This is a genomic window from Paenibacillus sp. FSL M8-0334 (assembly GCF_038000405.1).
Lineage (GTDB): Bacteria > Bacillota > Bacilli > Paenibacillales > Paenibacillaceae > Paenibacillus_AQ > Paenibacillus_AQ campinasensis.
Genome location: NZ_JBBOCH010000001.1, coordinates 1,002,840 through 1,029,321 on the forward strand (window position 1 = coordinate 1,002,840; position 26,482 = coordinate 1,029,321).

A 26,482-nucleotide genomic window follows, 5' to 3' on the forward strand; every position below is an offset into this window, starting at 1 on the left:
TCATGAATAAGTAAACATGCTTTGCTCTTCTAACTGAATGAGCACTTTGCCGAAGCGCCCTCCTTGTTTGATTGGGATCGTTTTTCCAGGATAAGTTTGATCCAGATAATCTTCAATGATGGCCTGCGTATTCTCATCTACTGGATAATTGTAAAAGTTAAGCCAATGTAAAACCTCTTGAATGGCTTCCGCACGAGACACAACCCTGGCTTTCATTTCTCGTGTGACGAGTGAATGAAAGGCGTACCCTTTTAGATAAAGCAGCTGTAGCAAATACATCATCTCGGAGTTTTGATGCTTGTTGTATGAATGGTTTAACAGCGGTAATATTTCAAGGGTGAGGCTGTGTTCTTTAGGACCTGCTGCCAAGCTGATATAACAAAATTTTCGAGCGCAGCTGATCAATTTCTCCACCATCTCCCAGTCTGTGATCGCCGGGCACATTGACACAAAGACAAAATCAAAAGCTTGGTTCCAGCCTAATGTCTTCGTATCCATATCTTCAAAGGCTGCGCGCACGATCTTTACCTTACCGTCGGCCCATTTTTGATTGTTGTGCTCCAATAGTTCTGTGAACGGAAGCGACGGCTCAACGGCGGTCACGTCTGCTCCTCTTTGTGATAAGGGAATCGAAAATATTCCAGAGGCCGCTCCGATGTCGAGGACGGAGGCGCCATTAAAATTTACGCCTTGATTTTCCAACCAGCCGATAATGCGTGCTGACCGTCTTCTTCCTTCATCGTTGAATGATTGCTCGTTGTAGTTTTTGGCCGCTATGGTACCAAAAGTGAATCTGGGCTCAATCCCTGCTGCCTTCATTAAGTTTACACCTGTCGTTTGATCGTCCTTCCAAGCTTGTTCCCAAGCAGCTTCGTTGCGTAAGATTTCGATCATCTAGGTAAACACCTCATTTCTTAATTTAAATGGATTTCAGCTTATGCCTCAAGCTGTTCTCATTCCCCTTCCAACTCTCCTTCAAGCTCTAGGTATTTCTGCCGCAGCTGATGCAGAACTTGTTCATCGGGTGTCCAGTATCCTCGCTGCTCGCTTTCCAGCAATGTTTCGATCATCGCATGGTAAGCCCAACGGTTGTTGTCCTGCAGCTTCCGGCTAAGTGCTTCATCAGCCATATAGACGTCATGCAGACGATCGAATACCCAAGGTTCTACTTTTCCAGTCGTGGCTGCAAGTCCCAGTACATACTCGAATCGGCTGGCCATTTCCTTTGCGCCATGATAAGGATGCTTCAAGAGATCGTTGATCCATTTCGGGTTCGTTAAGCGAGTCCTTACTCCGCGTGCAATCGCATGTTCGGCAGATTCTGTCTTGATTTGCTCCCCTGTCGTATCCGTAATATGAATGTCTGCTTTACGACCTTTCATCACTTCCACAGACTTTGCCAAGCCGCCAAAATACTCATAATAGTGGTCAGAATCCGTTACTTCCCATTCATGACTGCTGCGAATTTGCGACACAATATCCACCTCCAGCATATGTGACCGGTACAATTCCGGCTCCGCCTGTCCTCGCGCTAGTGCGCTGTATACATGCTGCTGGCTGTCCGTGTATGCCGCTCCGAGCTCAGACTCCTCGTTCCATAGCTTCGTCTCGATCATCCGCGTCACCGTCGTGCCATACTCTCCTTCTGCCGGGCCGAAGATGCGGGCGCAAGCTAAGTCATGCGCTTGACTTGCCTCATATCCAGCAGCAAGCAGCTCCTCCTCCATGCTTCGCGTATGGGCCTTGAACCAATTGAGCTCATCAGGTTCATCCAGCTCCGAAACCTTGCGGAATAGGTCATGTAATTCTTCCAGCAAATTCGGAAACAAATCGCGAAAAACCCCAGTAATATGCACCATGACGTTCAAGCGCGGTCGGCCTAATTCCGCAAGCGGGATCACTTCATATTCTGTACGGAACGTTCCGACTCCCCCGCCAATGCGAACCCCCATATAATGCAGGATTTGCCCAATGGTTTCCCCTTGTGTGCGCGATGTCTCAATCCCCCAGAGGATGACTGCTGTCGTGTGCGGATAATCCCCGTGCTGCTCGCGATATTGCTGTATGGAGTTTTCGGCGACAATCGCCCCCCGTTCAGCAGCTGTACGACTAGGCACTAAGCGGGGATCGAATTGGTACAGATTTCGTCCGGTCGGCAATATTTCAGGTGTTCGCAGCACGTCCCCAGCGAGCTTAGCTGGAACGTACCGACCCTCCAGTGCCCGCATCAGCCCTTCTGCTTCCTCATTATGCAATGATCTTAGGTAAGCTTCGTAACCATACTCGAGCGAAGCTTCCAACTGCTTAAGCCAATCTGGATGTTCACTCTTATACATGTCCGGGATTGCTTTGTTTGGCACATAAGCGGTCACTAACGTATTCGCTTCCTCATCGAGCTGGCGCAGCAAGCTCACATGCTTGCCCAAAGTCAGTTCATCCGCCGAAATTCCTTGCCGTTCGGCGAGCAGTCCACGAATGGATCGAATATTTCCCCGCTCGTGGCGAAGCACGAATTGCATATGGTTCAAAGCGGCTTCAGGCGAATAGCTGTCGCCAAGCACATGCAGTCCACTAGGGATGAGCGAACGCTGCATGCGATAGAGCTCCTCCTCCATGTGTTCTACAGTCTCCGCGGAGAAGTTAAGCGACTTCGCTACCGCCTGCAGCTCTTGTAGAATCGCCTCACATCGTTCCGGCGCGAGCTGCTTCGCTTCACGATATTCGTGCAACAAGGCTTCAAGCTCACGCCACTCGCCATACAGCTCAGCTTCTGTAAAGGGCGGCGCCTGATAGCCGATCAATACGGCATGGCTGCGCCGCTTGGCGATCATCGCTTCGGACGGATTCCCTACGTAATAGTAATACAAATTAGGTAAATCCCCGAGTAAATCGTCCGGTACACAGTCCCTAGACAGAGCGGCCTCTTTCCCCCGCTGAAACTCTAAGGTGCCGTGTGTCCCGATATGGACGATGGCATCCGCTTGAAACTGTTCACGAATCCATTGATAAAACGCAGTATATTGATGCGTAGGTAGTAACGAACGATCGTGCAGCGACTTCTCTGGATCCTCATGGATACCGCGTGAAGGTTGCAGGCCGATAAACACTTGGCCGATCATCAGACCGGGTATGAGAAAGGAACCGTTGTCCGTCATGATGTCACCAGGCGGCTGCCCCCAGCGGCTTATCGCTTCTTCTCCCCATGAACGACCGGATAGCTTCTGTGTGAAATGGGGATCCGCATAACGGATCAACTGACTCGAAGCTTGAGGATCAGACCATTTTGCGGAATTGACTAGACCGCCCTCTATAAATCTGGCACGCAGCTCCGCCGCTGACAGTTCCTCGGTATGATATCCTTGCTGCTTCAGCCAGCTCAATAAACGTGCTATCGATTCGAATGTATCCAAGAAGGAACCGCCGAACACCGTTCCTTCGCCTGGCGGATAATTGTAGCCAATGAGCGCCAGCTTCTTCTCTGCATTGGGCTTGCTCCGCAGGGCAAGCCAGCGGCGGATGCGATCTGTCAAGCGTTTTGTCCGTTCAGGGATAAGTGCAAGTCGCTTTAGCGGAACGTTTAGCTCGGCGTCTTCTCCTTCTTCCTGCAGTGCCGCTATCGGAAACATCTCCACGCTCCCGTCAAGCTCCGGAAGCATGACCTGAACGAGTAGCAACGAAGGCTCAAGTCCACTCGCAGACTGTCTCCATTCTTGTTCCGTTCTACTGTTCAACAATAGCGGATGCAGCATCGGCACATCGAGCTGTTCCAGCATCTGCACAGCCCCGTCCTGATTTCCTCCGCCGGGACCAATCCCAAGTCGGAAAGGCAGCAGGTTCACGATAAGATCCACTTGATGACCGTCGCCAAGTAGCAACTCGCGCAGACGGTCGAGCGGAATGTTCATCACTGAAGGAAACGCGATCGGCATGACGTTCACGAAAGCCTCCAATTGTTCCTTAAGCTGCGCAATACATTCTGCGGTATCGAGCGGATTGCTATTCCCAAGATATAAAATCGCGACATTCGGCCGACCTTCGTCGTAGCGATTGCTTTGCCGGTAGCTGGCTGCAGACGAGTAAACCGTGCGACTGCTCGGCTCCATAATCGTTAACTCCCGAACATATACCGGCTCCTTAGGCTCCGGCAACAGATGGCAGCCGCCGTATTCACGGCCTGCCAGACAAAGCAGACCGAGCAAATTGTCAGTACCTCCGCCCCGCCAATATTCGGTAAATCGAACGTAGTGTTCATAATCCGCCTTACCCTCATCCATTCCTTCTAGCGGCAAGGACGTTGCCGCATGTGTATGCCCTTCTTGTCTAGGCAAATTTGCAAAGGTCAGACTGCCTAGCCTGAGCAGCGAAGCGATCTCAGCGGAGTTGCCGCCAAGCGGAACGATATGAGCCGTCCCTTTGCTTAGCAGGCTACTCAACCATTCGACTACGTCCTGGCGGACGCCATGTGCATCGAAGATGACAAGGTCAGCTCCAACAAGCGTGGCTTCCACGTCCTCAAGCTCGTCGATCTTCCGATTCCCTAAATCGATGATGGTCAGATGCAGCTGATTTTTCTGATTTTGATCAAGCCATTGATATGCTTCAGACAAATGCGACAACGTCGTTTCCCCGTTTGTGAGTATGGATAGCTTCAACGCGCCATCCTCCTTTCCGTAATCCATAAATCATTATTTTTAGATCAACGTCCGTACAGCTCGTTCGATACTCCCAGCCTCCAATTGTTCTAACCGGTAATACCGCGCTTGCATCGCTTCCGCCAGCTTGCGGGCATAGCCGAATCGTACTACACCATCCTCCGTATCGATCACAAGTGTGCGTATGCCAGCCGCTGCGATGCGTTGTGCAGCTTGCAGGCTTTCCTGCCATGGATCACCTGCCGCTTCTGCGCTGACGTTCGCCTTTCCATCGGTCATGACGATCATCGCGGGGATGAGTCCACTTCTTCTATTTAACAAAGGGCGGATCGCCATAAGTCCCTTTTCCAGTCCAATACCTAGCGGCGTTTTCCCGCCAGCTGGCAGCGTCCTCAATTTGCGTTCCGCGAGCTCTACACTGCGTGTCAACCCGAGCAGCAATTCAGCTTGTTGATCGCGAAAGGCAATCAAGCCCACATGGTCACGCTGCCGGTACGCATCACGAAGTAAAGACAATACCGCACCTTTGACAGCCTTCATTCTCTTATTTGCATTCATCGAACCGCTGGCATCGACGACGAATAGCAAAGCAGTTCCTGTCTTGTTTTCCCTAACCTTCACACGCACATCACTCGGCTCAATCCATAGCTTTAAGTTCGTGTTATATGAACTTAATTGTTGCTTACGTATAAGCTGAAAGGGAGCCGCCATACGAAGCGTGGCATCAAACGCAATGTCTCTTAGAGGGCCGCGCGGCATCGCAGCCCGCACATATCGACCGTTTACCGTTCCTACTGACGCTTGATTTCGTTTCCCAGTTTGCGCTTGCTTCATTGGCTGCGGCGGGGTAAAGACGAATGGCTGCACAGCGATTTCCCGTCCAACGGCTTCCACTACAGCCCGCGCCTCTGAGGAAAGAGATTGTCTACTATCGGCTTCGCCGTTGTGGTCGCCCCCAAGTTGTGCAGGCGAAGCGAATTGTGACCGGTCAACTTGCTCGCCGTTTGTCGCATTATTCTCTCCTTCCGCTTGGCTTTCTCTTTGGCTTTCCTTATCGCGATGCGATCCTGGTGATGGATGATCGCCATTCGAATCATGCTTCGTTTGCTCTTGATCCGGCAAGTCTCCAGGCGACTTCCCTCGCGACACTTCCGGTTGAGATGCTGCACGCATCCGGTGCGGCAGCACAAAGCCCGCCGCTTCTTGCAGATGTTCCTGTGTCGTCTCGCTAAGACCCTCCCAAGCTGTGATCGTACGGACCGCTTCGATCAGCAGGATGTCCGCGCGGTGTCCCAGACAGCCAGCTTCCTCAGCGATTTCGGCAGCCAAACGTAGCAGCTCTCCATCAATATGTACAGCAGGCAGCCGAGTCCTAGCCGCTGCGATACGTGCTCTCAATTCCTTCGTTTCCGATTCATAAGCTAGGCGAAACGACTCAGGATCTTGTTCGAAGGCGAGCAAGCGGCTTGCGATTTCCGTTCGCTCCGCAAGGTCCGCCGAGGTTTCCAGTCGCACATATAGCCCGCAGCGATCAAACATCGCCGGCAGCGGCTTCCTATCGTCCGGACTCATAGCTGCGAACAGGCGGAATGCTGCACTGTCAAGGCCACTTCTTCGCTCAGAGCTCTTGCGGACATGCCCATGCGCGGGCTCGCCCGCCACATTGTCGCCAGCAGTCAGGACCGCTTTCATTAACCTTTCGGGCATGATATGCGCATTGTCTACCGTGACGATGTGCCCATCCGCAGCTGCAAGCAAGCCGGGTACAAACGTTCGTTTGCCGCTGCGGACAGCAGCTGCCATATCCCAGTCGCCCCAAAGCCGTTCCTCATCCACGTTCAAAGGAATGTTAATGACGTTAAGTTCCGGCAGAAGCTCTGTAACACCATGGATGAGCGTGGACTTCGCCGTTCCTGGTGGGCCTGCCAGCAGCACCCCCTTTAATCCCGGATTTACAGCATGAAGCAGCAGCGCCTTTTGCGCACGTTCTTGACCGACTACAGCACAGAACGGATACAAGTGAGGCTTAACTTGCATGGGTGACCTCGGACAGAAGGTCGCCGAGCAGCTGGCGTATCGTCTCGTGGTCATATGCTCCCTCTTCGAACGGCCGCTTGCGCATGCGATGCGGCATCACCATCATCGCCGCTTCTACCATATCGTCTGCCACGATCTGCGTTCTTCCCTGGAATGCAGCCATCGCCATGGCGGTTTTCATTAACATGATATCCGCACGATGTCCGTCTACCTTCAGCCGAATGCCGACTGCGGCGGTCCATTTCAGTAACTCCTCGGACGGTTTGATCTGCTCGAGCAGCTGACGCGCTCGTTCTATCCGTTCCCGAAGCTCTAGTTGTTGCGGCTCATAACGTCTTCGGAATTCGTCTGGATCTGCTTCGAATGCTAGGCGCCGGCGAATGACCTCCATTCGGCTCTCCACATCTCGTTCCCCATTCACCTCTACTGAAAGCGCGAAGCGATCCAGCAGCTGCGGCCGCAGCTCCCCTTCCTCCGGGTTCATCGTACCGATCAAGATAAAGCGGCTCGGATGCGAGTAGGAGACGCCTTCTCGCTCAACGGTGTTCACCCCCATGGCTGCTGCGTCGAGCAGCGCATCGACGATCGCATCATCGAGTAGATTGATTTCATCCACGTACAAAATATGTCCATGCGCCTTCGCTAACAGTCCCGGCTCGAACTTTTTCTCTCCTTCTCGAATCGCATGCTCGATATCCAATGTGCCGACGACGCGATCCTCCGTAGCATGTACGGGCAAATTCACGACGCTCAGCTCCGGCATTAAGTCCGCGATTGCGCGTACGGCCGTCGATTTGGCTGTGCCTTTCTCCCCGCGGATCAAGATGCCGCCGAGCTTCCGATTGACAAGATTAAGCAGCAGCCCTTTGCGCATCAAGTTCTGTCCGACGATTGCCGCGAATGGATATACGTCTGCTTTCCCCTCCATGTTGATCCTCTCCTTTGTAAATGTTTTCTATTAAGTGAACTGAACAAGGCAAAATCTGCACATATACACGAAATCAAGACATTCGTTATTTGACTGCCGCGATTGCGGGTTGAGCTGAGAAATCCACCGCTTCAAGCAGCCCTTCGATATGGCAATGCATGCGACCGCTTCGATCATCCCTTCCCACGCTCGCTCTTACACCAAATACATCGCGCAACATGCGATCGGTGATGACTTGCTCCGGCGACCCGCTGGCATACATTCCGCCTGCACGCATCACCAACAATTCATCGGAGCAAGCTGCAGCATGGTTGAGGTCATGCAGGACCATGACGATCGTGATGCCATATTTGCGATTTAAGTTATGGACTAGCTCCATAACCTCCCACTGGTGATTGACATCGAGATAGGTCGTCGGTTCATCTAATAAGATGAGCCCCGATTGCTGTGCCAAGGTCATGGCAATCCATACGCGTTGCCGTTCTCCGCCGGATAAGTTAGACAGCTTTCGCTCCGCAAAGGGAAGCGTTCCGGTCTGAGCCATGGCCCATTCGACAATCTCCTCGTCTTCCTTGCGCTTTGCGCCCCATACAGGCTGATGAGGAAAACGTCCGTAACTGACCAGCGAACGCACGGACACGTCCGGCAGAGATGCCTGACTTTGCTGAAGCATTGCCATATGTCGTGCTAACTGCCGACGGGGATAACTATCGAGCAGTCTGCCTTGCAGAAGCACCTTTCCTTGCGCAGGCTTTAATTGTCCGGCGCAAGTTTTGAGCAAAGTGCTTTTGCCGCTGCCATTCGGACCGATAATGCTGTAAATTTTTCCGGCCTCCACCTGCCAATTCAGCGAATCCAGCACCGTACGGTTGTGAAGCCTCACGGACACGTCTTCCAAGCGTAACAACGTCATCGCGCTTCCCTCCTTAGCAAATATAGAAAGAACGGCGCACCCAAAGCTCCCATCATAATGCCGACCGGCAGTTCTAAAGGAGCAAACATCAAGCGGGCGAGTGTATCGCAAAAGGTCACGACGGCCGCTCCAAGCAGCACGGATGCAGGAAGTAAGAACCGATAATCACTGCCGATCAGCAAGCGGGCTGAATGCGGAACGATCAGACCGACGAAGCCGAGCAGGCCGACGACGCTGACCGCGCTTGCGGCAAGCAAGGTAGCGAGCGCCGTCAGGAAGAAGCGAGCTGCTTCCACCGACAAGCCGAGGCCGCGTGCATTGGAATCGCCAAGGGCAAGTATATTCAAATGTGAACTGCCAATGAACGCCAGGCTCATGCCAATGAGCGAATAAGGCAGAATGATTTCAAGCTCTGGCCAGCTTTTGGCGGACAAGCCGCCAACCATAAACACGAGGGCACCGTTCACCCGATCGCTAAAGAAAATTAACAATGCGGAGATGCCGGAGCCGAGAAAGGCGGACACGGCCACGCCTGCAAGTATGAGGCGCACCGGCTGTACACCGTCCTTCCAGGCAAGCAAATAAATGATGGCAGCAGCTCCGGAAGCGCCAAGAAAAGCGATTGGTGTCAGCATCGACCATAGATGAGGAAATAAAATGAGAACGATGATGCCGAATAATCCTGCTCCAGATGACACGCCGATGATGTGCGGATCTGCCAGCGAGTTCCGCATCACGCCTTGCAAGAGCGCACCGGACAGTGCCAGATTAGCTCCAACGAGCATGCCCACTAACGTTCGAGGCAGCCGAATGTTCCACACAATTTCCTTCATTGGACCGTCATAACCGTGAAAGACATATAACCAAATCTCTGACAACGAAATGCGGACTGCTCCGGTACCGATGCTGAATCCAGTAGCGAGGATTGCCGCAGCCGTCAAAGCGACAATGACAAGAATGCCTTTGGACATCGGAATACGGAAAGCATTAATGACCATTCTCATATGTATCCGGATAAACAAGCTTAGCCAAATATTCGACTGATTCACTTAATCGAAATCCCGGGTTTGAGAGAAACCGATCAGACGGCAAGATGACCATACGGTTTTCCTTCACAGCACGCAGCGATGTCCATGCAGGTTGGCTGGCCAGATCGGATTGAATTTTCTTCTCCCCATCTTCTCGCGCCCCGTGGATCAGAATAAAAACATAATCCGGATTTAGCTCGACGATTTTTTCCAGACTAAATGGTGCAGTCGACGGACTGTCGCTTGCTGCTTCCCATGTTTCCGCCAAATTGTTCATATGCAGCATAGTTGCGACCTCGATTCCGACGGTATCTTGCCGCTGCACAGAAAGGCTGTTAGGGGTCACGTTCAGCATGATGAAAGTTGGTGCATCACTGGCCGGTACCCGGGCAGTCCATTCACGAATTTCCTGATCCAAATCGGCAAGTGCTTCCCTAGCTTTGTTTTCCGTCCCAGAGAGCTGACCGAACAACACCGCTTTTTGTTGCAAATCTGCATATGTACTCAGATTGAACAGGGCGAACGGCACGTTACTCGCATCCAAAATCGCCGTTAACTCACGGTGAAACACCACAGAGCCGATCACGAGATCAGGCTTTAAAGCAAGTAGCTTCTCCGTATTGACGGTCGTCATTCCCCCGACTTCTTCGATTCGCTCCGCCTCATCCGGCACCGTTCCACCCGGTGATGTGGCGTGGGCAATGGCGTGACCGTCAACCGAATAAAGCAAATCCAACAGCTGCGGCGATAGGACGATGATGCGCTGTGGTTGCTCAGGCAGCCGAATCTCCCTTCCAGTGTCGTCTTCGAACGTGAGAAACGACTCCCTTTCCTCCGCATCATGAACAGATACAGGTCTAGACTCCGCTGACGGCGATAACTCCAATGCATCACGATTATTGTCGCTCGCAGGATTGGACGGCGCTGCACAACCGGATACGAACATAACTCCTGCTAGCAGTCCTCCGCTCCATTGGCGAAGTAAATTTTGCCGCTTGTATGCATGCATCACTTTGAACCTCCTGTCTTTTGATTCATACAACACTTCACTCAAAATGATGTTAATCGTAATCATTACGATTAACTCATGCATATTGTAACAGCGACTACTTTTATATGTCAACCACTTCGTAATGTTTACTATTAATTTTTTGAAAATCAAAAGGACTTGACGGTTACAAAGGTTCCACAAGGTTTAGGTGGGAGGATGGCAAATATGCTGTAACGCCACCTCTATCGATGCCCCACCCTTTAATGCGTAGCTTGCAAATACATGACGGAATGTATGGCTAGTAAAATCAATTAATTCGTTGTTCTTATCTCGGATATTATGCTGTTTAATCCATGGTCGCAAATGATTCTTATTCCAATTTGAATGCGAAGCCAATCCAACCGGGTAGCCTTTTTTGCTTCTATTTCTTGACAGGAACAAATATGGAAGCCCTGATTCCTTTTGTAACGGCACTGCATATTCTTTGATTTTATCCAATGCGTATACTACTAGTTGATTCGCTGGCTTTGAAACCTCTACTGGTTCGGGACTCAACTTTCCAGTTGAATAAATTAGCATCGTATCGCCGCCTACTTGCTTGATTGAGGCGCTATAAATAGTGATCAACTCACTAATACGCAGTCCCAATTGAGTCAATATATTTAACTTATAATGTTATGTATTTTTTCGATTGAAACACTTACCCTTAGGATAAGCAGGGAGGTTGTAAATCGATGTCTGATTTAAAAAAACTGATCGGTGAAAAAATTCGTAGCATACGTAATAAAAAAAATCTGACCTTACTTCAATTAAGCCAAATAACAGGGCAACAAACCTCATATTTAACCGAAGTTGAACTTGGAAAAAGAAATCTATCCATTGATTCATTGGAAAAAATCATGGACGCTCTTAACATAAAGCCAGGAAATCTTTTAGATTTTCGAGAAATCGATCCAGATTCTCAGGAATTTGAGACCAGAACTGTCCTTGAGGTCCACTATCAATTTCTATTAGGGAAGAAGAGCGAAGATGTAAAGATGATCCATAAGGTAACAACGGAGATTTTCAAATCAATAGATGCCGCAGCGAGGTCTGAATAGCCATTTTTTATCGCCATTAACACAAAAAGAGCGTTTTCTTTTTTACACGGGATTTCGCTCTTGTATTTTCTTTAACTGTACCTGCCAATAATCGCTTCAATAATTTGTAAGTTTTAAGAGCTGACAGTATCCCTATGCAACGCTTAGCCATGTTTTAATTTGGTCTAATGTTGCCTCACTTTTGGCTTGGTTGTAAATATATTCAATCATGTCGTGCTTTTTCTGGATACGGTAGTGATGTAACCCATCGTTTAAACTTCCTTGGCTGTCATACTGGTAATATAACGTAGAAAACATGAGCAGGGTCAAGTAACGATCAATCGCCTGAGTAGATCGAACCTGGTAACGATCCATGGCCGGTTGTACTTTCGCAGTTCGAAAATACGTTTCAATGTCCCAACGTTTGCTGTAATAGCATAGAATCTCTTCATTGCTCAGTGAAATATCCGTGCTCAGAAAGGCCTTCATCAGCTTAGATTCAAAGCCATCTCCCTCTTTCCAACATAGGAGCAGGGCGGCATTTTCCAAGAGATTGAGCTTCCCTTCATAGCGATATACTCGGTAAGCGGAGGAGCCGATCGTTCTCCAGACCTTCAGCTCCTTTAAAATACCCAATTGGACAACCAACCAGCCTAGGTTATAACCAGGTTTCTGAAAATCCCGATCTCAAAAGTAAAAAAAGCGCTTGAAAACCCAAACGCTAGGTGTTATTCATGATAAAATGGCGGCGAAATCCCTTTAAGCACTTAGTTCCAGAAATACTGCATCCGCGTATACCCGACATCCCATGCTTTCATGTCGCCCTTAATCGTGATCTTCAGCTCATCCCCCGGCTCAAGCGGAATCTTGAATAGCGAAGGGAACAGATCAGGATGAGTACGCTGAAGTTCTCCAGAATTGCTCATGATCTCCCTGTCATCCCGAGTAACACTGATACTACCGGAATAATCCGTTGGTTCGGGGCATCCGTAATCGAAGGAGAAAATCGTCTGTCCCTCAGACTTGTACGTGAACGTTCTGGAATCTCCGCCTTCAGCGCCATATAGGTTATAGCGGAGCGGTATCTTCTGTCCGTTGATTTGAATACTGTCCGGTTTGTCTCCGGTGGATGAATTGCCCGAGTTGTCCGTCCATTCAGTGATCGCCACAAACGGACCCTCTACTTTAGTTGTTATTTTGTCTACCGCCGCCCCTAATCCCCATAAAGCTATAAAAAGAACCATACCCGATATAGCCGTTGCCACCAGATTGCGCCCGAGGCTCCGGTAACGGAAACCAAGCTTGTACGCCCCAAAACCGAGGGCTGCTCCCATCGAATTCTGAAGAGCGTCGTTGATATCGAAGCTGCCCAGGAATGTAAGGGCCTGGATCGTTTCCAGCACAAGAATCGCGATGAAGAATAAGATGATGAAACGGACAAAGCTGACCCGGTATAGCCATGGAATCAATATACCGAAAGGAATAAACGCAATAGTGTTCCCGAAAGCCACCATACTCATTAGGTTGGGATGCAGGAGATCAGCTGGAGACGGCAAACTAATAAAGTTCTCCGGCATGAAAATAAAGGTGTAGCTGGAAATTTGCTCCGAAGCCTCTCCTCTGCCGAAAGCGAAGAACATAAAATAAAGTACAATAATGGTATAGACAATAGTTGCGGTTAGTAAAATTTTGCGTTGTTTGACCATGCTTAACTCCTCCACTCTATTTTTCCACTTGTCACTATAACCTACTTGCCTGTTTCATGAAACCCCCACCCCTTAGCTTGATTAACTTTACTTGCCCAAATTCAGTTCTATGAAATGTAAAAAGAGACACCCTTGACTCTCTGACCAACCACTCCACGCAGAGGAGAACATGATATGTCTCATACGTTTATCACAACAAAATCATTGGAACAATCGGTCGGAACAATGGAAACTTCCGCTCCCCTGCATGATACACGCCGCTCATGCTTACTTGATGCAGGGTTTGAACCGGTGATCCGACTTATAGACGTCCGCATTACACACAAGAGCTAAGCATCGCAAGGCATGTAGAATTCAAGGCAATATCTTCACCCAGCGATTGGTTTCTGAAGTATTTGGCGAGTCATGAATGTGATCGGTCGGTCTTCGCAAATCATGTTCCAGATTTATTGTGTTATTCGCTTTTGCTTCATCCAGCAGGGCGGCCATTAACTTCTAGTATTCTTGGTAAGTCTGATCCGACCTCTTGGCTTACTTCCGCAAATTTTGAAGCAAGAAACGCCGGAATCCCCGGTTGTTCTTCATTTCACCGAATTACACTTTCCACCTCGATCATGCGCCGGACGGAAAGTTCACGACCTTCCTCGCTCTGAAGTTCTTCACGTGCTTTTGCCTTTTAGCCAAGATAAGTCATTTCTCACTTTAATCTCGCGATTCCCTTGCGCTTTGCTGCAACGCTCCTTAAGTGGGCAACCTTCAAGTCTGCACATCGGTAGTAACGCATTTGTACTTCATACACGCTTTCATTTTTTTGTATGCTCTCGCGCAGAAGTGAAGCGCGCATGGGCTTAATGACTGCAGGCGGCTCATTCAGGTTACAAAAGGGCGAGGGAGTGGGTATGGGTGAAGGAGTTTACGTCCGCCCTTTGAACGTCGTGTTGTACTCTTCTAACCTTTTCCAAGAACACGACGTTCAAGAGCGACCAGAACTCGTTCCCCCTCCCGACAACTGCAAGATTATAAAAGAGGGATCTGTCCCTAGTCATTTATGACTTTGAGACAGCCCCTTAAAATTAGAGTAGTAACCCGTAGTGCTTGATTTTACAACTTTTCCTCTAGATGGTTCAGTTATGACCGTTATTCCAACACCTCCACATTCGCATAAGGAGATTTTGATGACTCTAACAGGGGCTGCGACACCCCTTTCAGATGCATGTCGAAAAACGCGGTAATGTAATCGCGTTGTGCCGCAAGCGCCTGTTCCGGCTCGACGATTCCAACACTCCCCTGGACGACTTGAGGAGAAAGGCTCAGCTTACTGCTTATTTGCGGCAGCAGATATTGTTGATCGGTGAACGTATAATGCGCCCCGTTCGGTATCGCTACATCTAGTTTCCACCCGCTCGACTCGTTCCAGAACGATGCCCTATCCTCCGCCGTGAGATGGGAATCCACCTCTCCCTCGTCGGTAAAACCAGCATTCATTAGTAAAAACGGGCGGTCAAGTCCATGCTGAGCAACCGGAAGCAGGTGGTTGGGTAAATAGCCCATCGAGCCATCCATATCGATACCGGCGCCGATTCGCTCATCTTCATACATCGCTTGGGCAGCCGTTGCGCCGCCAGCAGAATGACCAAAAATGCCGATTCTAGATAAGTCCAGTGCAAGGTCCAACCCTTCAGGCAGCTCACGTTTCGCATGATCCGGATTGTTCCCTTCCTTGAGCGCCTCCAGTCGATCCAGTACAAACCGGACATCATCAACCCTGACGCTCATCATTTTCAGTACCGTATCCGCCCCGAAATCAGGCAATTGCTCGGTCTCTATTCTCCCTTCGGGAAACTCGACGACCGTTGTCTCATATGTGTGGTCAATGGTCACAACGACATAGCCATTACTGGCCAATTCCTGAACGTTAATCGTACCTAGACTTCTCGGAACAGATCCGCCCGGAGAATATATGATGACAGGCCAGCCCTTCTCTCCGTGCTCTGCGGGTGCGTTCAGCGAAGCATGAACGCCGATGTTGGATAGATCGATTCGGCCGGGCTCTACTCCGATTGTCGGCATGACGGTTTCGTCGTAAAATGCAGCTGCGTTTGGCGGTATATATTTGGCTTTCTGGCCAACCTCCCGGGTGGCCGGGTACCAGATACTGATCATAAGCTCCCGCTTTCGATCCTTTACCCAAGGATCGGCTCGGTCGATATCTGTCAAGTGGAGCTCCGTCACGCCCACTGGCATCTCGCCAGTTGGCTCAGGTAACGTGATGTGAATCCGTTCACCGGTATGCGGTTCGTCGTATTGTACTGGCGGTTCCGCCAAGATGAACAGGCTAACGGCCGCAACCATTACGGCTGCTGAGGCGAACATGGCGAACCTAACCTTACGAGCAGACTCCCCGTTGATAAACTTTATGATAGAATTTACTGTGATCATGTAATATGTCATATAGATCACCATAAACAATCCAACGCAAACCAATATTGGAAGCAGGAGATTTATACCACCCATTCCTCCGAAGAGCTTCCGCAGCCAGTTAAAGATAATCAAATAATGACCGAGGCCGACCAACAGCGGCAACAAGAAGATCAGTGCGTTCTGTTTCAGGATCGTAGCGGCGATTTCCTTGTGGCTCACGCCGATTTTTTTCAATATCTCATAGCGAGAACGATCGTTCGTCGCCTCCGTCAACTGTTTAAAGTATAGGATACTGCCCGTTGCGAGAAGGAACATCACACCCAAAAACCCTAGAATGAAAACATTGAAAGCTGCATTCTCGATGCCGAGGCGATACACGGAATAATAGGTCGATAGCTTCATTTCTGATGTCTGTATAGCTGCAAGCGCATCAGCGGTCGCCTTCGTATTCTTCTGGTCCTGAACGATGTAACCAACATATTGCTCGGTAGGAACTTGCGCTTCCAGCATGCGAAATGTATCGTCCGCAACGACGACCATAATATCCGGATAATGCCAATTGAGAACACGTTCAATCGTCATGCCTGCAAATGCTAAATTAACGTTCCCATTAGGCAAATCCAGGGTGATGGTTTCTCCTGCATAATCCGCCCATTCGTAATCGGTATACATGGGGCGAATCGCGATCACTTGATCTGATTCGTTCAGCGTTAACCGGTCAAGACTCAGTGCCTCCGCTACGCGATTATATTCGCTGGCCGATATCACTTTCACCGGATGCTCGGCTGCCTTGCGCTCACGATCAGACAAGATTTCGTCACTTGACGCTTCGCCGCTCAGATGGATGACCGGAATCGACATCTTGGCTTTCACGGGATGTGCATTGTCGCCACGTATGATCTCCTCGATCTTTTGATCGACTTCGTCATCCTGCGCTATATGCATGTAACTGAAAGGTGCCGTTACACGTGCCGTGTGCTCGTAAGCGTAGTAAGTGCTGAAACCGAAACTGAAGGCGCATAATGCGATAGCGGACAAGATGGAAATGACGCTTAGCGTACGTGCATTCCCTTTCATTCGGTACACCAGGTTGGAAATCATGATTAGGTTCATGCCCTTGTAATAATGGGACTTCCGCCTCTTGGCGTATTTCAGCAGGTAAATAACGAGCGATGAGAAAAGCAAGAAAGTCCCTGCGATGATGCCGACGGTCATGACGCCCAGGTTCGTAAAGATCTGTTCATTGTTTTCGAAATTCTGAAGTCCGAATCCGTAGCCGACGATGAGCAACACGATTGCGGCGGCAGCGGGAATGATCGACGCCCTCGGTTCCTGCTCCCCCTCCTGCTCAGCGCGGAACAATTCGATAAGCTTGAATCGATAGACCAATCGATAAGCTTGCACAGAAGTTATTGTAATTAGTATAAGAAATACAACCACAGTGGTAAGCACCGCAGGAAGGGAGAACGTGATTCCGACATCGACAGCTACTCCCAATAAGCGCATTAAAATCATGGCAAACAGCTTCGACAATAGCGTACCGGCCACAATGCCGAGAACCAGGACGCCGGCTCCAATTATCATATTTTCATAGAACAGCATCCGGCCGATTGTTTTTTTTGGAAAACCTAATAAAGCATATAGCCCGGCTTCTTTTTTCCGTTTGCGGGTAAAAAATTGGCCGGAGTACATCATAAAGACGGATACAAACAATACTAGGATGATTGATCCAACCATGAACACAGATTGCATGCTATCTGAAGATTCGACAGCCTCGACTACCTGCGTACTATATTGTAGTGAAGCAAAAACATAAAATATGGCGACGCTTGCGAACATGGAAAATAAATATATGAAATAGTTGCGAAGATTACCTTTTATATTTTTCTTGGCCAACTCAAATAACGTCATCCGTACGCCCTCCAAGCACCGTCAACACATCCAGTATCTTTTTAAAGAATGCTTGTCGCGGTGTCGTTCCTTTGACGATCTCGGCAAAAATGACACCGTCTTTTAGAAAGAGAACTCGACCGCAGTAGCTTGCCGCTAATGCATCATGAGTCACCATCAGAATGGTCGCATGCTTTTGTGCGTTCAGTTCATTTAACGCCTCTAGCAGGCTGGCCGCAGCTCTAGAATCCAGCGCTCCCGTCGGTTCATCGGCCAGAATCAGTCGCGGACGCGTCACAATGGCACGGCAGGCAGCAGTTCGCTGTTTCTGACCTCCGGATATTTGGTAAGGGTATTTTTCTAGAATATGCTTGATGTTAAATCGTTCCGCAATGGCAGACACTCTGTTCTCCAATTCGTCGATGGATATACCGGACAACGCGAGGGGGAGCAGAATGTTTTCCTTGACCGTCAACGTATCCAGCAAATTATAGTCTTGAAAAATGAATCCTAGCTTGGATCGCCGAAAAGCCGATAACTGCGCCTCGTTCATTTGAAGAACGTTTTCCCCGTCGATCACGATGCTGCCGGAGGTCGGTTCATCGATGGTGGCGGCCATATGAAGCAGTGTTGTCTTCCCGGAGCCCGATGGCCCCATAATGCCGACAAATTCTCCTTCGCCTATGCGCATATCGATCCCGTGAAGCACCGGCACGACGTTCCCTTTATTCCCATAACTTTTCGTTAACGCTTTTATTTCAATAACCGTTTCCACTGTGTCTTTCCTCCCTGCTTTCCCTTTTTCAATTCCCATCGTACCATGCCGGTGACTAGTTATCCTTACGCTGAACTTACGTTTTTCTACTGGCGAGCTTACATTTTTGTCACGGTACTAGTAGCAGTAGTGTTAGCCGAATTAAGATATAATAGGATTAAGGATATGGAGGCGGATGGAATGAAGATGAAGATAATGATCGTAGAAGACGACCCGACTATTCGGGGGTTAATCGGCGAGACAGTCGGGAAGTGGGGATACGAATCCGTATTGTGTGACGAGTTCAACAGGATTCAAGACATGTTCCTTCAGACCGAACCGCACCTCGTGTTAATGGATATTAATTTACCCATATTCGATGGATATTATTGGTGCAGCCGAATTCGGGAATTGTCTAACGTGCCGATTATTTTTCTCTCCTCACGGGATTCGCCGATGGATATGGTTATGGCGATGAATATGGGCGGTGACGATTATATCCAGAAGCCGTTCTACGACGAAGTACTTATCGCTAAGATTAAAGCATTGTTGCGTAGAACTTACTCTTATGCCGAAACGCCAGTCAACATAATCGAGCACGAAGGCGTCCTGCTGAACCTGGGTGATCGGAAGCTTATTTCCGGCGATCGATCGGTTGAACTGACAAAGAACGAATTCGTCATCGTACGGCTATTGTTGCAGAATAAAGGCCATATCGTAAGCCGGGACAAAATCATGCGCTGCCTATGGGAGGACGAAAGTTTCGTCGACGACAATACGCTGACCGTGAACATGACCCGAATCCGAAAGAAATTGGATGAGGTTGGACGTTATGGGTTCATTACGACGATCAAGGGAGAAGGTTATATAATCAAATGAGCTTTCTACATTATTTGGATGATAAACGTTATTTTCTGATTTTCTTTGCTGGGATGCTATCCTTCGTTGCTTTGATGATGTTCGTAAGCACCGAGGGAACGTATCGTGTTGGAGACATAATGTATACTCTATCCGGATGCGTGTTGTTGGCCGCGGTATACGTGGTCGGAGGCTATTTGCGCTGGAGAACCCGCAGCAGGATATTACATGACCTGGTAAACAACAGATGGGACGAACTAACCGTAGCTTTGCCCGAACCTCTAACATATGAACAGCGTCAGTATACGGCACTGATCAAGAAGCTCTACAGCAATAAGCTTGAGGCCATCGGAAAGCTTCAAGATGAGAAAAAAGATTTTCATGATTTTATTGTCTCCTGGATTCATGAGGTCAAGCTGCCGATTACGGCATGTACCCTGCTGTTTAGAAATGCGTCAGGTAAGTCGGTAGAGGAGCTGATCCATGTATTCGAAGATGAATTGTTCAAAATCGACCATTATGTCGAGCAAGCCCTGTTTTACGCAAGAATTGATTCCTTTTCCAAGGATTACTTGATCGCGGAAGTCTCTCTAAACCGAATCGTGCGAAACAGTGTGAGAAAGTACGCAAAAATGTTTGTAGCCAAGCGAGTTCATTTTACAATGTGGGAAAAAGAGGAATGGGTGCATACCGATGCTAAGTGGCTCGGATATATCGTAGATCAGATCATGTCGAATGCCTTGAAATATGTCGGTGACAGCGGAAGAATCGTGTGCTCTTTCGAGGCTGATAACGAAGAGAAGAGGCTTTCCATAAGGGATACGGGTATTGGTATTAAAGCTGAAGATATTGGTCGTATTTTCGAGAAAGGGTTTACGGGCGCTAACGGAAGGCAATTTGCAAAATCGACAGGATTGGGGTTATATCTCGCTAACCGCATGGCCGTCAAACTCGGACACCGATTGTCCGTCCAATCGGAAGAGGGAAGCTATACGACACTTACGCTTCACTTCCCTAACTCGAACCATTTATATGAAATGTGATTTATACTTTCAACTGCCGTCACGCCTTCAGCTCGGTTAAGTATCACCAGGGATGGGGATTACCTGCCTTGGCGATTGCTGTTAGGGGTGTATCAATTACCTTGTGAGACAGGGGTTGCCAAGGAGTTATTTCTTGACCAGTATGACAATCTATCTTTCCTATAACATCTCCTTCATTTTTTCTTGGTACCCTGTATTCCTGACGGACTATTTAATTCTTTCTTCCTAACAATGACTAATCCATGATTGCTCATCCCCAAGATACTCCGCTCTCTACATGTTCTCATATGATATTTCAGCCATATCTCCTACTCGTCATCGTCCAGTCTATGAATGACCCATTAAGAGGGCGATACCATCTGTAGCAACATGGTCAATGATTTCTATTTCTTGTTCACCTAGTAACTGTTCGCTGGGCTGCTGGGAAAATGGCCGGCGAATGCCCAAAAACGGTGGAAACTTGTGAAAAAAGCCTGACTGCGACCAGGATATGCCCAAGAGGTATCGGATGAAATCAATCGTTGTATTTGACAAGGGGCAGTAATAAACCGAATTGCATCTGCTGAGGTGACTCCATTATAGCTGCATTGACACTGCGTATCTAGCCGTTTCCCGAGAATCAGGAAGTTGAGTTATTTTGGTTCGGATCCCCTTTCGCGGACTACAAAGGGAATTGGAGAATTCGAGTCGCATTTCGGAGGTAACCGGGGACTTGAAAGTTATATCCTACCCTTGGGGAACAGTCCCCCATTTGCGCATGGGACAAATCTACACCAACGGGATTTGATCAAATCAAGCCATTTGAAAGTATTGTACATAGAATAACAATAGCAGAATGAATCAAGATCTGATGAGCAATGGATTTAACTTGCCCAAGAGCTTGATTGACTTCCATATAAAATCCGGAGCTTGGGCTTCAACAGTTTGACGAGATGATTTATTGCTTTCCAGTGTTTCGAATTCATTCGAGCCGCAAGTCAAGATGTATTGGAGCCCCTCCTACGTTTATGCGATTCTCCAATTTTCCGTGAGTTACTGCTCGTCGAGAGGATGTGCGGCATTCCCATACCGGCAATGACGTGATCGTCACCTCCGGGAGCCTGTATGTCCAAACGGCTCCAGGCGATCCTGTGCGATCGTACAGGCGAATCATGGTATCACGACTAAGTTTGTTATCGAAATTGCCCGGCCGGATGATTGGTCCATTTCGACATTGCTCCTCCACCCAACCCAGCAGACTTCACTAATGACGGTTAAGCGTGACATTAAGTTGCTTCTTGAGGGGCTTGTTCAAAAAGGCGGCCACTGGGATCAGAACATTTTAAACCAATGAAACGGCTTCACTATCGATATGGTTGAGCATTATCAACGCGATTCAATTAGGGGTTGGGCGTATCGGATAACGGGAAAATATCAGACTGTCGAGAAAGTCCTTTTCGAATAGGCACGAGGAAATCAAAAGTAAAAACAAGGTGATCAGATCGGTTTAAATCGATTTTTCTTATAAAAGTTGAGTCCACCCACATCAAAATGCGTTATATAGAAAGCCGGATTCACATTCTACCGATTTTTCGACAGTCTGAAAACATCCGGCTATACATGTTTGAATTTATTTTTGGTATTGTAATACTCAATTCATTGATGATATAATTTAGTTGGCTTTTGGCAGCGAAAGAAGGTGATGAATTGATTGAGTCGTTTTGGAATATCTGTCTGCTTCACGATATATCAACCCGTGATCAGTTGCTTCGCGAGGCCATTAGAGTGAAGCGGACGCAACAACTTCTGAAACAGCAACAGTTGGCCGAAACGGAGCTAATGACGGAACCCGAGAAGCTGTTTCAGTGGATGAAGGAACGCGCCTTAGACAAAGAATTAGGACATTTCCCCGGCGATCGGGATTTATTTTATAAACTGTACCACACAGGCAAGGATATGGACTTGTTGGAATACGCCATGCTAACCATCCAACAAGATCGTGTTACTGGGGGCATTATCGTCCATCCTGGAATCGTCGAGCGGTTTATCGACCATTGCGAGCGACATGGTTGCAACAACATTCTGTTTGCAGAAGCTGAAAAGTATATCAAAGGACTCATCGAAACGAAATGTTACCATCGACCATGGACAATCACATTGTTAACGGAAAACTACATCATAGGCAGATTATTCAAAACGTATTTCGAGCCCTATTCCAATATCCGCATCGTTCAAGGGTCCATCTATCAGCCGCTGCCCGCAGAACATCAATTCGACGCGATCCTGGCGATGCCGAATTTCGGTATGAAAATGAACGATGACGATGTCGCGGTTCGGGAGTCCGAAGGCGCAGCGGCCAGCTACCTTCTTCCACTCTTGCAAGACGGCGGGAGATTAAGCGTGACCTTGCCCGCGCGGATGCTGTTTCAATCTGGCTCAATCGCAAGCTGGCGGAAGCAAATGAATGAACAGGCGCCGGTTCAAACAATTTATTCGCTTCCGGACGGCTTGTTTCGTCCCTACACTTCTATCAAGACCTATCAGGTTGACTTCGGCAAAGCGCCTGTGGAAGAAGTGATCCTCGGGCGGCTCCATTTGGAAAAGTCAAAGCTTGTGGCGGAACGGGAGATTCCCATCCATCCAGATCGGTTCCGTCAACTAGATCATTGGCGAATTGAACTACTATTGGATGAAGATCAGGATACACTTCGTTCCTTCCAACAGGCGGCAATCCCGAAAGTGAAGTTGCGCGATGTGGCAGAAATTTTTCGGGGAAAATCGATTCTTAAACAGGATCTAAAGCCCGGGAACATTAAGGTGCTGAATATATCCAATCTGGATGACGGCGAAGTGTTATTGGATCAGCTTGAAACGATTGACGAGGAAGAGCGGAAAGTGAAGCGTTACGAGATTCTCCCAGGCGACTTGGTTATGACGTGCCGCGGCACCGTGAACAAGCTGGCTGTGTTTCCGGAGACCCAAGGGGTAGTCATCGCCTCCTCGAATATGATCGTGATTCGATTCAAGTCGGTAATCAAGAGCCATTTTGCCAAAATGTTTCTGGAAAGCCCGGTCGGGACGGCTCTTATTCAAAGCTTCCAGCGGGGGACGACTGTAATGAATCTGAACCCGGCGGATGTGGCGGAATTGGAATTGCCGCTGATACCTGAAGACACACAGTTAGAATTAATAGAGCAATATATTCGTGAGAAGGAACGTTATAAAGAAGTCATTCGAGAAGCGGCGAACCGCTGGGAACAAGTGAAGAGCCAGTTATACGAGCAACTCTACTGAGGAGGAATTTAGGATCATGGCAACAGCGAACATTGGATTCGAGGAAAAATTATGGAGCATGGCCGATAAACTGCGCGGCAGTATGGATGCAGCGGAGTATAAGCATGTAGCTCTCGGTCTTCTATTTCTGAAATATGTGTCGGATGCATTTGAAGAAAAATATGAAGCATTGAAAAATGAACCGTATGCTGATCCGGAGGACCGGGACGAATACGTGGCAGAAAATATATTCTGGGTACCGAAAGAAGCGCGCTGGAGCCATATCAAGGATAACGCGAAGAAGCCGGAAATCGGGCAGATCATTGATAATGCGATGATTGCCATCGAGAAGGAAAATCCATCGCTGAAAGGCGTGCTGCCGAAAGATTACGCTAGGCCGGCGCTGGATAAAACTCGTCTTGGCGAAGTGATCGATTTGTTCTCGTTCAAAGTCGGCGATGAAGAAAGCCGTTCGAAGGATGTACTGGGGCGGGTATATGAGTATTTCCTTAGCAAATTCGCAAGCGCGGAAGGCAAGAACGGCGGGGAATTCTATACCCCGAACAGCGTTGTTCGCCTGCTCGTCGAGATGATACAGCCCTTCAAGGGCCGCGTATACGACCCCTGCTGTGGTTCCGGCGGCATGTTCGTTCAGAGCGAGAAGTTTGTAGAGGAGCATCAGGGGCGCATTGGCGATATCGCGGTGTACGGGCAGGAGTCGAATCCGACGACGTGGAAGTTGTGCAAAATGAACCTCGCCATTCGCGGCATCGACGGCAACCTTGGGGAGCATCACGCGGACACGTTTCACAATGATTTACATAAAAATCTGAAGGCCGATTACATCCTGGCCAATCCGCCGTTCAATATCAGCGATTGGGGCGGCGAGCGGCTGACGGAGGATACCCGTTGGGCATATGGGGTGCCTCCCGCAGGGAATGCCAACTATGCGTGGATTCAGCATATCGTGAACAAGCTTGCGCCCAGCGGCGTTGCCGGCTTCGTACTGGCGAACGGCTCCATGTCGACAAGTACGACGGCGGAGTTTGAAATTCGCAGCAAGCTGGTTAATGCCGATCTGGTCGATTGTATCGTCACCTTGCCGGGTCAATTGTTCTATTCTACGCAAATTCCGGTTTGTCTTTGGTTTATTGCCAAAAATAAAGCGCCAAAGGGCCTTCGGGACCGCCGCGGCGAAATCCTGTTTATCGATGCTCGCAAAATGGGCCATATGGTGGATCGGACACATCGCGAGTTGAGTACGGAGGATATCCGGAAGATCGCCGATACGTACCACGCATGGTGGGGACAGATGGATGCTGGACAGTATGAAGATGTGAAAGGTTTCTGCAAAGCGGCGAAACTTGCAGAGGTACAAGAGCACGAGTATATCCTGACACCTGGGCGTTATGTAGGCATCGAAGATGTGGAAGAAGACGGAGAACCGTTCGAGGATAAAATGGCACGGCTGACATCGGAGCTGGCGGAGCAGTTCGCCAAGTCCCGGCAATTGGAGGACGAGATTCGCAAGCGGCTAGGGGGGATCGGGTTTGAGTTTTGAACTGAAAAAATATAAACTTGCTGAAATTGCTGATGTTCAGACTGGTCCCTTTGGTAGTCAATTGCATAAAGATGATTACGTGCCCCATGGTACCCCGATAATCACCGTTGAGCACCTAGGGGAGAATTTTATTATTCACGAGAACACCCCCAAAGTTTCAAATGATGATGCGTTAAGATTATCGAAGTACAGCCTCTGCGAAGGTGACATCGTTTTTAGTCGTGTTGGGTCTGTTGACAGAAGAGCTTATGTTTCAAAAAAAGAACATGGCTGGCTCTTTTCTGGAAGATGTCTAAGAGTTCGGGTTAACAAAAAGGATAAGATCGACCCTAAATATTTATCTTACTATTTTGGTCTTGAAAGCTTTAGAGAGTATGTTCGTAGCATAGCAGTAGGTGCAACAATGCCTTCACTAAACACTAAAATCATGTCTAGTCTTGAGATTCAAGCACCGGAATTAAATGTGCAGGTGGCAATCTCCAAACTTTTATCATCCCTTGACAAAAAAATCGAGCTCAACAACGCCATCAACAAAAACCTTGAAGAAATGGCTCAAGCCCTTTTTAAGCGGTGGTTTGTGGACTTCGAGTTTCCAAATGAAAACGGCGAACCGTATAAGTCAAGCGGCGGCGAGTTTGAGGAAAGTGAGTTGGGGTTGATTCCGAGGGGTTGGAGCGTTGGAACCTTCCAAAATTTAATTTCGGATACAGTTGGAGGAGACTGGGGAAAAGAAGCTCCGCAGGGTAATTATACGAAGGAGGTTTCATGTATACGTGGGGCAGATATTCCCGAGATTACGAAAGGCTTACTGGGAAAGGTACCTAAACGGTTTATCTTACCAAAAAATGCAACTGCTAAGTCTTTATCTCATGGAGATATCATCATAGAAATATCAGGGGGCAGCCCAACTCAGTCAACAGGTAGAAGTGTACTTATTATTGAAGAAGTATTAAACAAATTCAATACTCCTTTGATTTGTACCAATTTTTGTAGGGTTATCAAACCTATAATTGGATATAGTGAGTTTTTGTACTGCTATTTGAGCTATTTATATAACGAGGATGTATTTTTTCAATACGAGAACGGGACGACAGGAATAAAAAATTTAGACATAGGAAGTCTCCTTAGCGTTCACAAAATCGTAATTCCAATAAAGTCCGTATTGCAACAATATTCAGCACAATATCAAGCAGTCTACTCGACAATTCAGCACTTAGGAAGAGAATCAGATCAATTGGCTCAAATCCGCGACACCCTTCTCCCCAAACTCATGTCGGGCGAAATCCGTGTCCCTGTCGAGCAGGATCACAGTGTTCCCGATCTGCCGATGGTTGCGGAGAGAAGCGCAAACTATCAGCCCTAATCCAAA

18 protein-coding genes and 1 pseudogene are annotated in these 26,482 nt (G+C 48.6%); 6 read left to right on the forward strand and 13 right to left on the reverse strand.

Features of this window, described 5'->3' with window-relative positions; genetic code table 11:
• The 8 genes from MKX64_RS04465 to MKX64_RS04500 all read right to left on the reverse strand — a co-directional run bounded on the left by MKX64_RS04465 (position 1) and on the right by MKX64_RS04500 (position 11,206).
• Positions 1 to 894 (reverse strand): class I SAM-dependent methyltransferase, encoded by an 894-nt coding sequence (locus MKX64_RS04465; RefSeq protein WP_341035410.1) that lies wholly within the window; start codon positions 892 to 894, stop codon positions 1 to 3.
• A gap of 59 nt (positions 895 to 953) precedes the next feature.
• A complete protein-coding gene (gene bchH / locus MKX64_RS04470) occupies positions 954 to 4,652 on the reverse strand; it encodes a magnesium chelatase subunit H (RefSeq protein ID WP_341035411.1) in 3,699 nt (1,232 codons plus the stop codon).
• A 39-nt stretch (positions 4,653 to 4,691) separates the two neighbouring features.
• On the reverse strand, positions 4,692 to 6,743 hold the full coding sequence (locus MKX64_RS04475; RefSeq protein ID WP_341035412.1) for a VWA domain-containing protein: 2,052 nt from the start codon (positions 6,741 to 6,743) through the stop codon (positions 4,692 to 4,694).
• Positions 6,679 to 7,617 (reverse strand): ATP-binding protein, encoded by a 939-nt coding sequence (locus tag MKX64_RS04480; RefSeq protein WP_341035413.1) that lies wholly within the window; start codon positions 7,615 to 7,617, stop codon positions 6,679 to 6,681. Before MKX64_RS04480 ends, MKX64_RS04475 begins: the two co-directional genes overlap by 65 nt.
• A gap of 85 nt (positions 7,618 to 7,702) precedes the next feature.
• Positions 7,703 to 8,530: an ABC transporter ATP-binding protein gene (locus MKX64_RS04485; protein ID WP_213595442.1), complete on the reverse strand. Its 828-nt coding sequence runs from the start codon at positions 8,528 to 8,530 to the stop codon at positions 7,703 to 7,705.
• Positions 8,527 to 9,528 (reverse strand): FecCD family ABC transporter permease, encoded by a 1,002-nt coding sequence (locus MKX64_RS04490; RefSeq protein ID WP_341034373.1) that lies wholly within the window; start codon positions 9,526 to 9,528, stop codon positions 8,527 to 8,529. The genes MKX64_RS04485 and MKX64_RS04490 overlap by 4 nt, the downstream gene beginning before the upstream one ends.
• The gene (locus MKX64_RS04495; protein WP_341034374.1) at positions 9,518 to 10,633 is read right to left on the reverse strand and encodes an ABC transporter substrate-binding protein; all 1,116 of its coding nucleotides are present in this window, start codon (positions 10,631 to 10,633) and stop codon (positions 9,518 to 9,520) included. Before MKX64_RS04495 ends, MKX64_RS04490 begins: the two co-directional genes overlap by 11 nt.
• Before the next feature lie 120 nt (positions 10,634 to 10,753).
• Positions 10,754 to 11,206, reverse strand: coding sequence for a site-specific integrase (locus tag MKX64_RS04500; protein ID WP_074048690.1), 453 nt, complete (start codon positions 11,204 to 11,206; stop codon positions 10,754 to 10,756).
• A gap of 77 nt (positions 11,207 to 11,283) precedes the next feature.
• Here MKX64_RS04500 and MKX64_RS04505 point away from each other — a divergent pair, with 77 nt between their 5' ends.
• Positions 11,284 to 11,649, forward strand: a complete 366-nt coding sequence (locus MKX64_RS04505; RefSeq protein ID WP_055109574.1) for a helix-turn-helix domain-containing protein — start codon at positions 11,284 to 11,286, stop codon at positions 11,647 to 11,649.
• Positions 11,650 to 11,781: 132 nt separating this feature from the next.
• Here MKX64_RS04505 and MKX64_RS04510 read toward each other — a convergent pair whose 3' ends face one another.
• The 5 genes and pseudogenes from MKX64_RS04510 to MKX64_RS04525 form a co-directional block, all read right to left on the reverse strand.
• Positions 11,782 to 12,264: a hypothetical protein gene (locus MKX64_RS04510; RefSeq protein ID WP_095397593.1), complete on the reverse strand. Its 483-nt coding sequence runs from the start codon at positions 12,262 to 12,264 to the stop codon at positions 11,782 to 11,784.
• Positions 12,265 to 12,395: 131 nt separating this feature from the next.
• Complete coding sequence (locus MKX64_RS04515) at positions 12,396 to 13,334, reverse strand: VanZ family protein (RefSeq protein ID WP_055109576.1); 939 nt, start codon at positions 13,332 to 13,334, stop codon at positions 12,396 to 12,398.
• A gap of 534 nt (positions 13,335 to 13,868) precedes the next feature.
• Positions 13,869 to 14,157: pseudogene (locus MKX64_RS24275) on the reverse strand (transposase); the annotation flags it as partial.
• A gap of 314 nt (positions 14,158 to 14,471) precedes the next feature.
• Positions 14,472 to 17,666 (reverse strand): FtsX-like permease family protein, encoded by a 3,195-nt coding sequence (locus tag MKX64_RS04520; RefSeq protein ID WP_341035414.1) that lies wholly within the window; start codon positions 17,664 to 17,666, stop codon positions 14,472 to 14,474.
• On the reverse strand, positions 17,653 to 18,420 hold the full coding sequence (locus tag MKX64_RS04525) for an ABC transporter ATP-binding protein (RefSeq protein WP_230192077.1): 768 nt from the start codon (positions 18,418 to 18,420) through the stop codon (positions 17,653 to 17,655). The genes MKX64_RS04520 and MKX64_RS04525 overlap by 14 nt, the downstream gene beginning before the upstream one ends.
• Positions 18,421 to 18,606: 186 nt before the next feature.
• On the opposite strand from MKX64_RS04525, the gene MKX64_RS04530 reads away from it, so the two are divergent.
• The 5 genes from MKX64_RS04530 to MKX64_RS04550 all read left to right on the forward strand — a co-directional run bounded on the left by MKX64_RS04530 (position 18,607) and on the right by MKX64_RS04550 (position 26,476).
• A complete protein-coding gene (locus MKX64_RS04530) occupies positions 18,607 to 19,278 on the forward strand; it encodes a response regulator transcription factor (RefSeq protein WP_341036244.1) in 672 nt (223 codons plus the stop codon).
• Positions 19,279 to 19,292: 14 nt separating this feature from the next.
• Positions 19,293 to 20,300 (forward strand): sensor histidine kinase, encoded by a 1,008-nt coding sequence (locus MKX64_RS04535; RefSeq protein ID WP_341035415.1) that lies wholly within the window; start codon positions 19,293 to 19,295, stop codon positions 20,298 to 20,300.
• Between the two features lie 1,686 nt (positions 20,301 to 21,986).
• A complete protein-coding gene (locus MKX64_RS04540; RefSeq protein WP_341035416.1) occupies positions 21,987 to 23,573 on the forward strand; it encodes a restriction endonuclease subunit S in 1,587 nt (528 codons plus the stop codon).
• A 16-nt stretch (positions 23,574 to 23,589) separates the two neighbouring features.
• Entirely contained in the window at positions 23,590 to 25,113 is a 1,524-nt protein-coding gene (locus tag MKX64_RS04545) for a class I SAM-dependent DNA methyltransferase (protein WP_341035417.1), read from the forward strand.
• Positions 25,103 to 26,476 carry a restriction endonuclease subunit S gene (locus MKX64_RS04550; RefSeq protein WP_341035418.1) on the forward strand — a complete coding sequence of 458 codons (1,374 nt, stop codon included), beginning with the start codon at positions 25,103 to 25,105 and terminating at the stop codon, positions 26,474 to 26,476. Before MKX64_RS04545 ends, MKX64_RS04550 begins: the two co-directional genes overlap by 11 nt.
• The last annotated feature ends 6 nt before the right edge of the window (positions 26,477 to 26,482 follow it).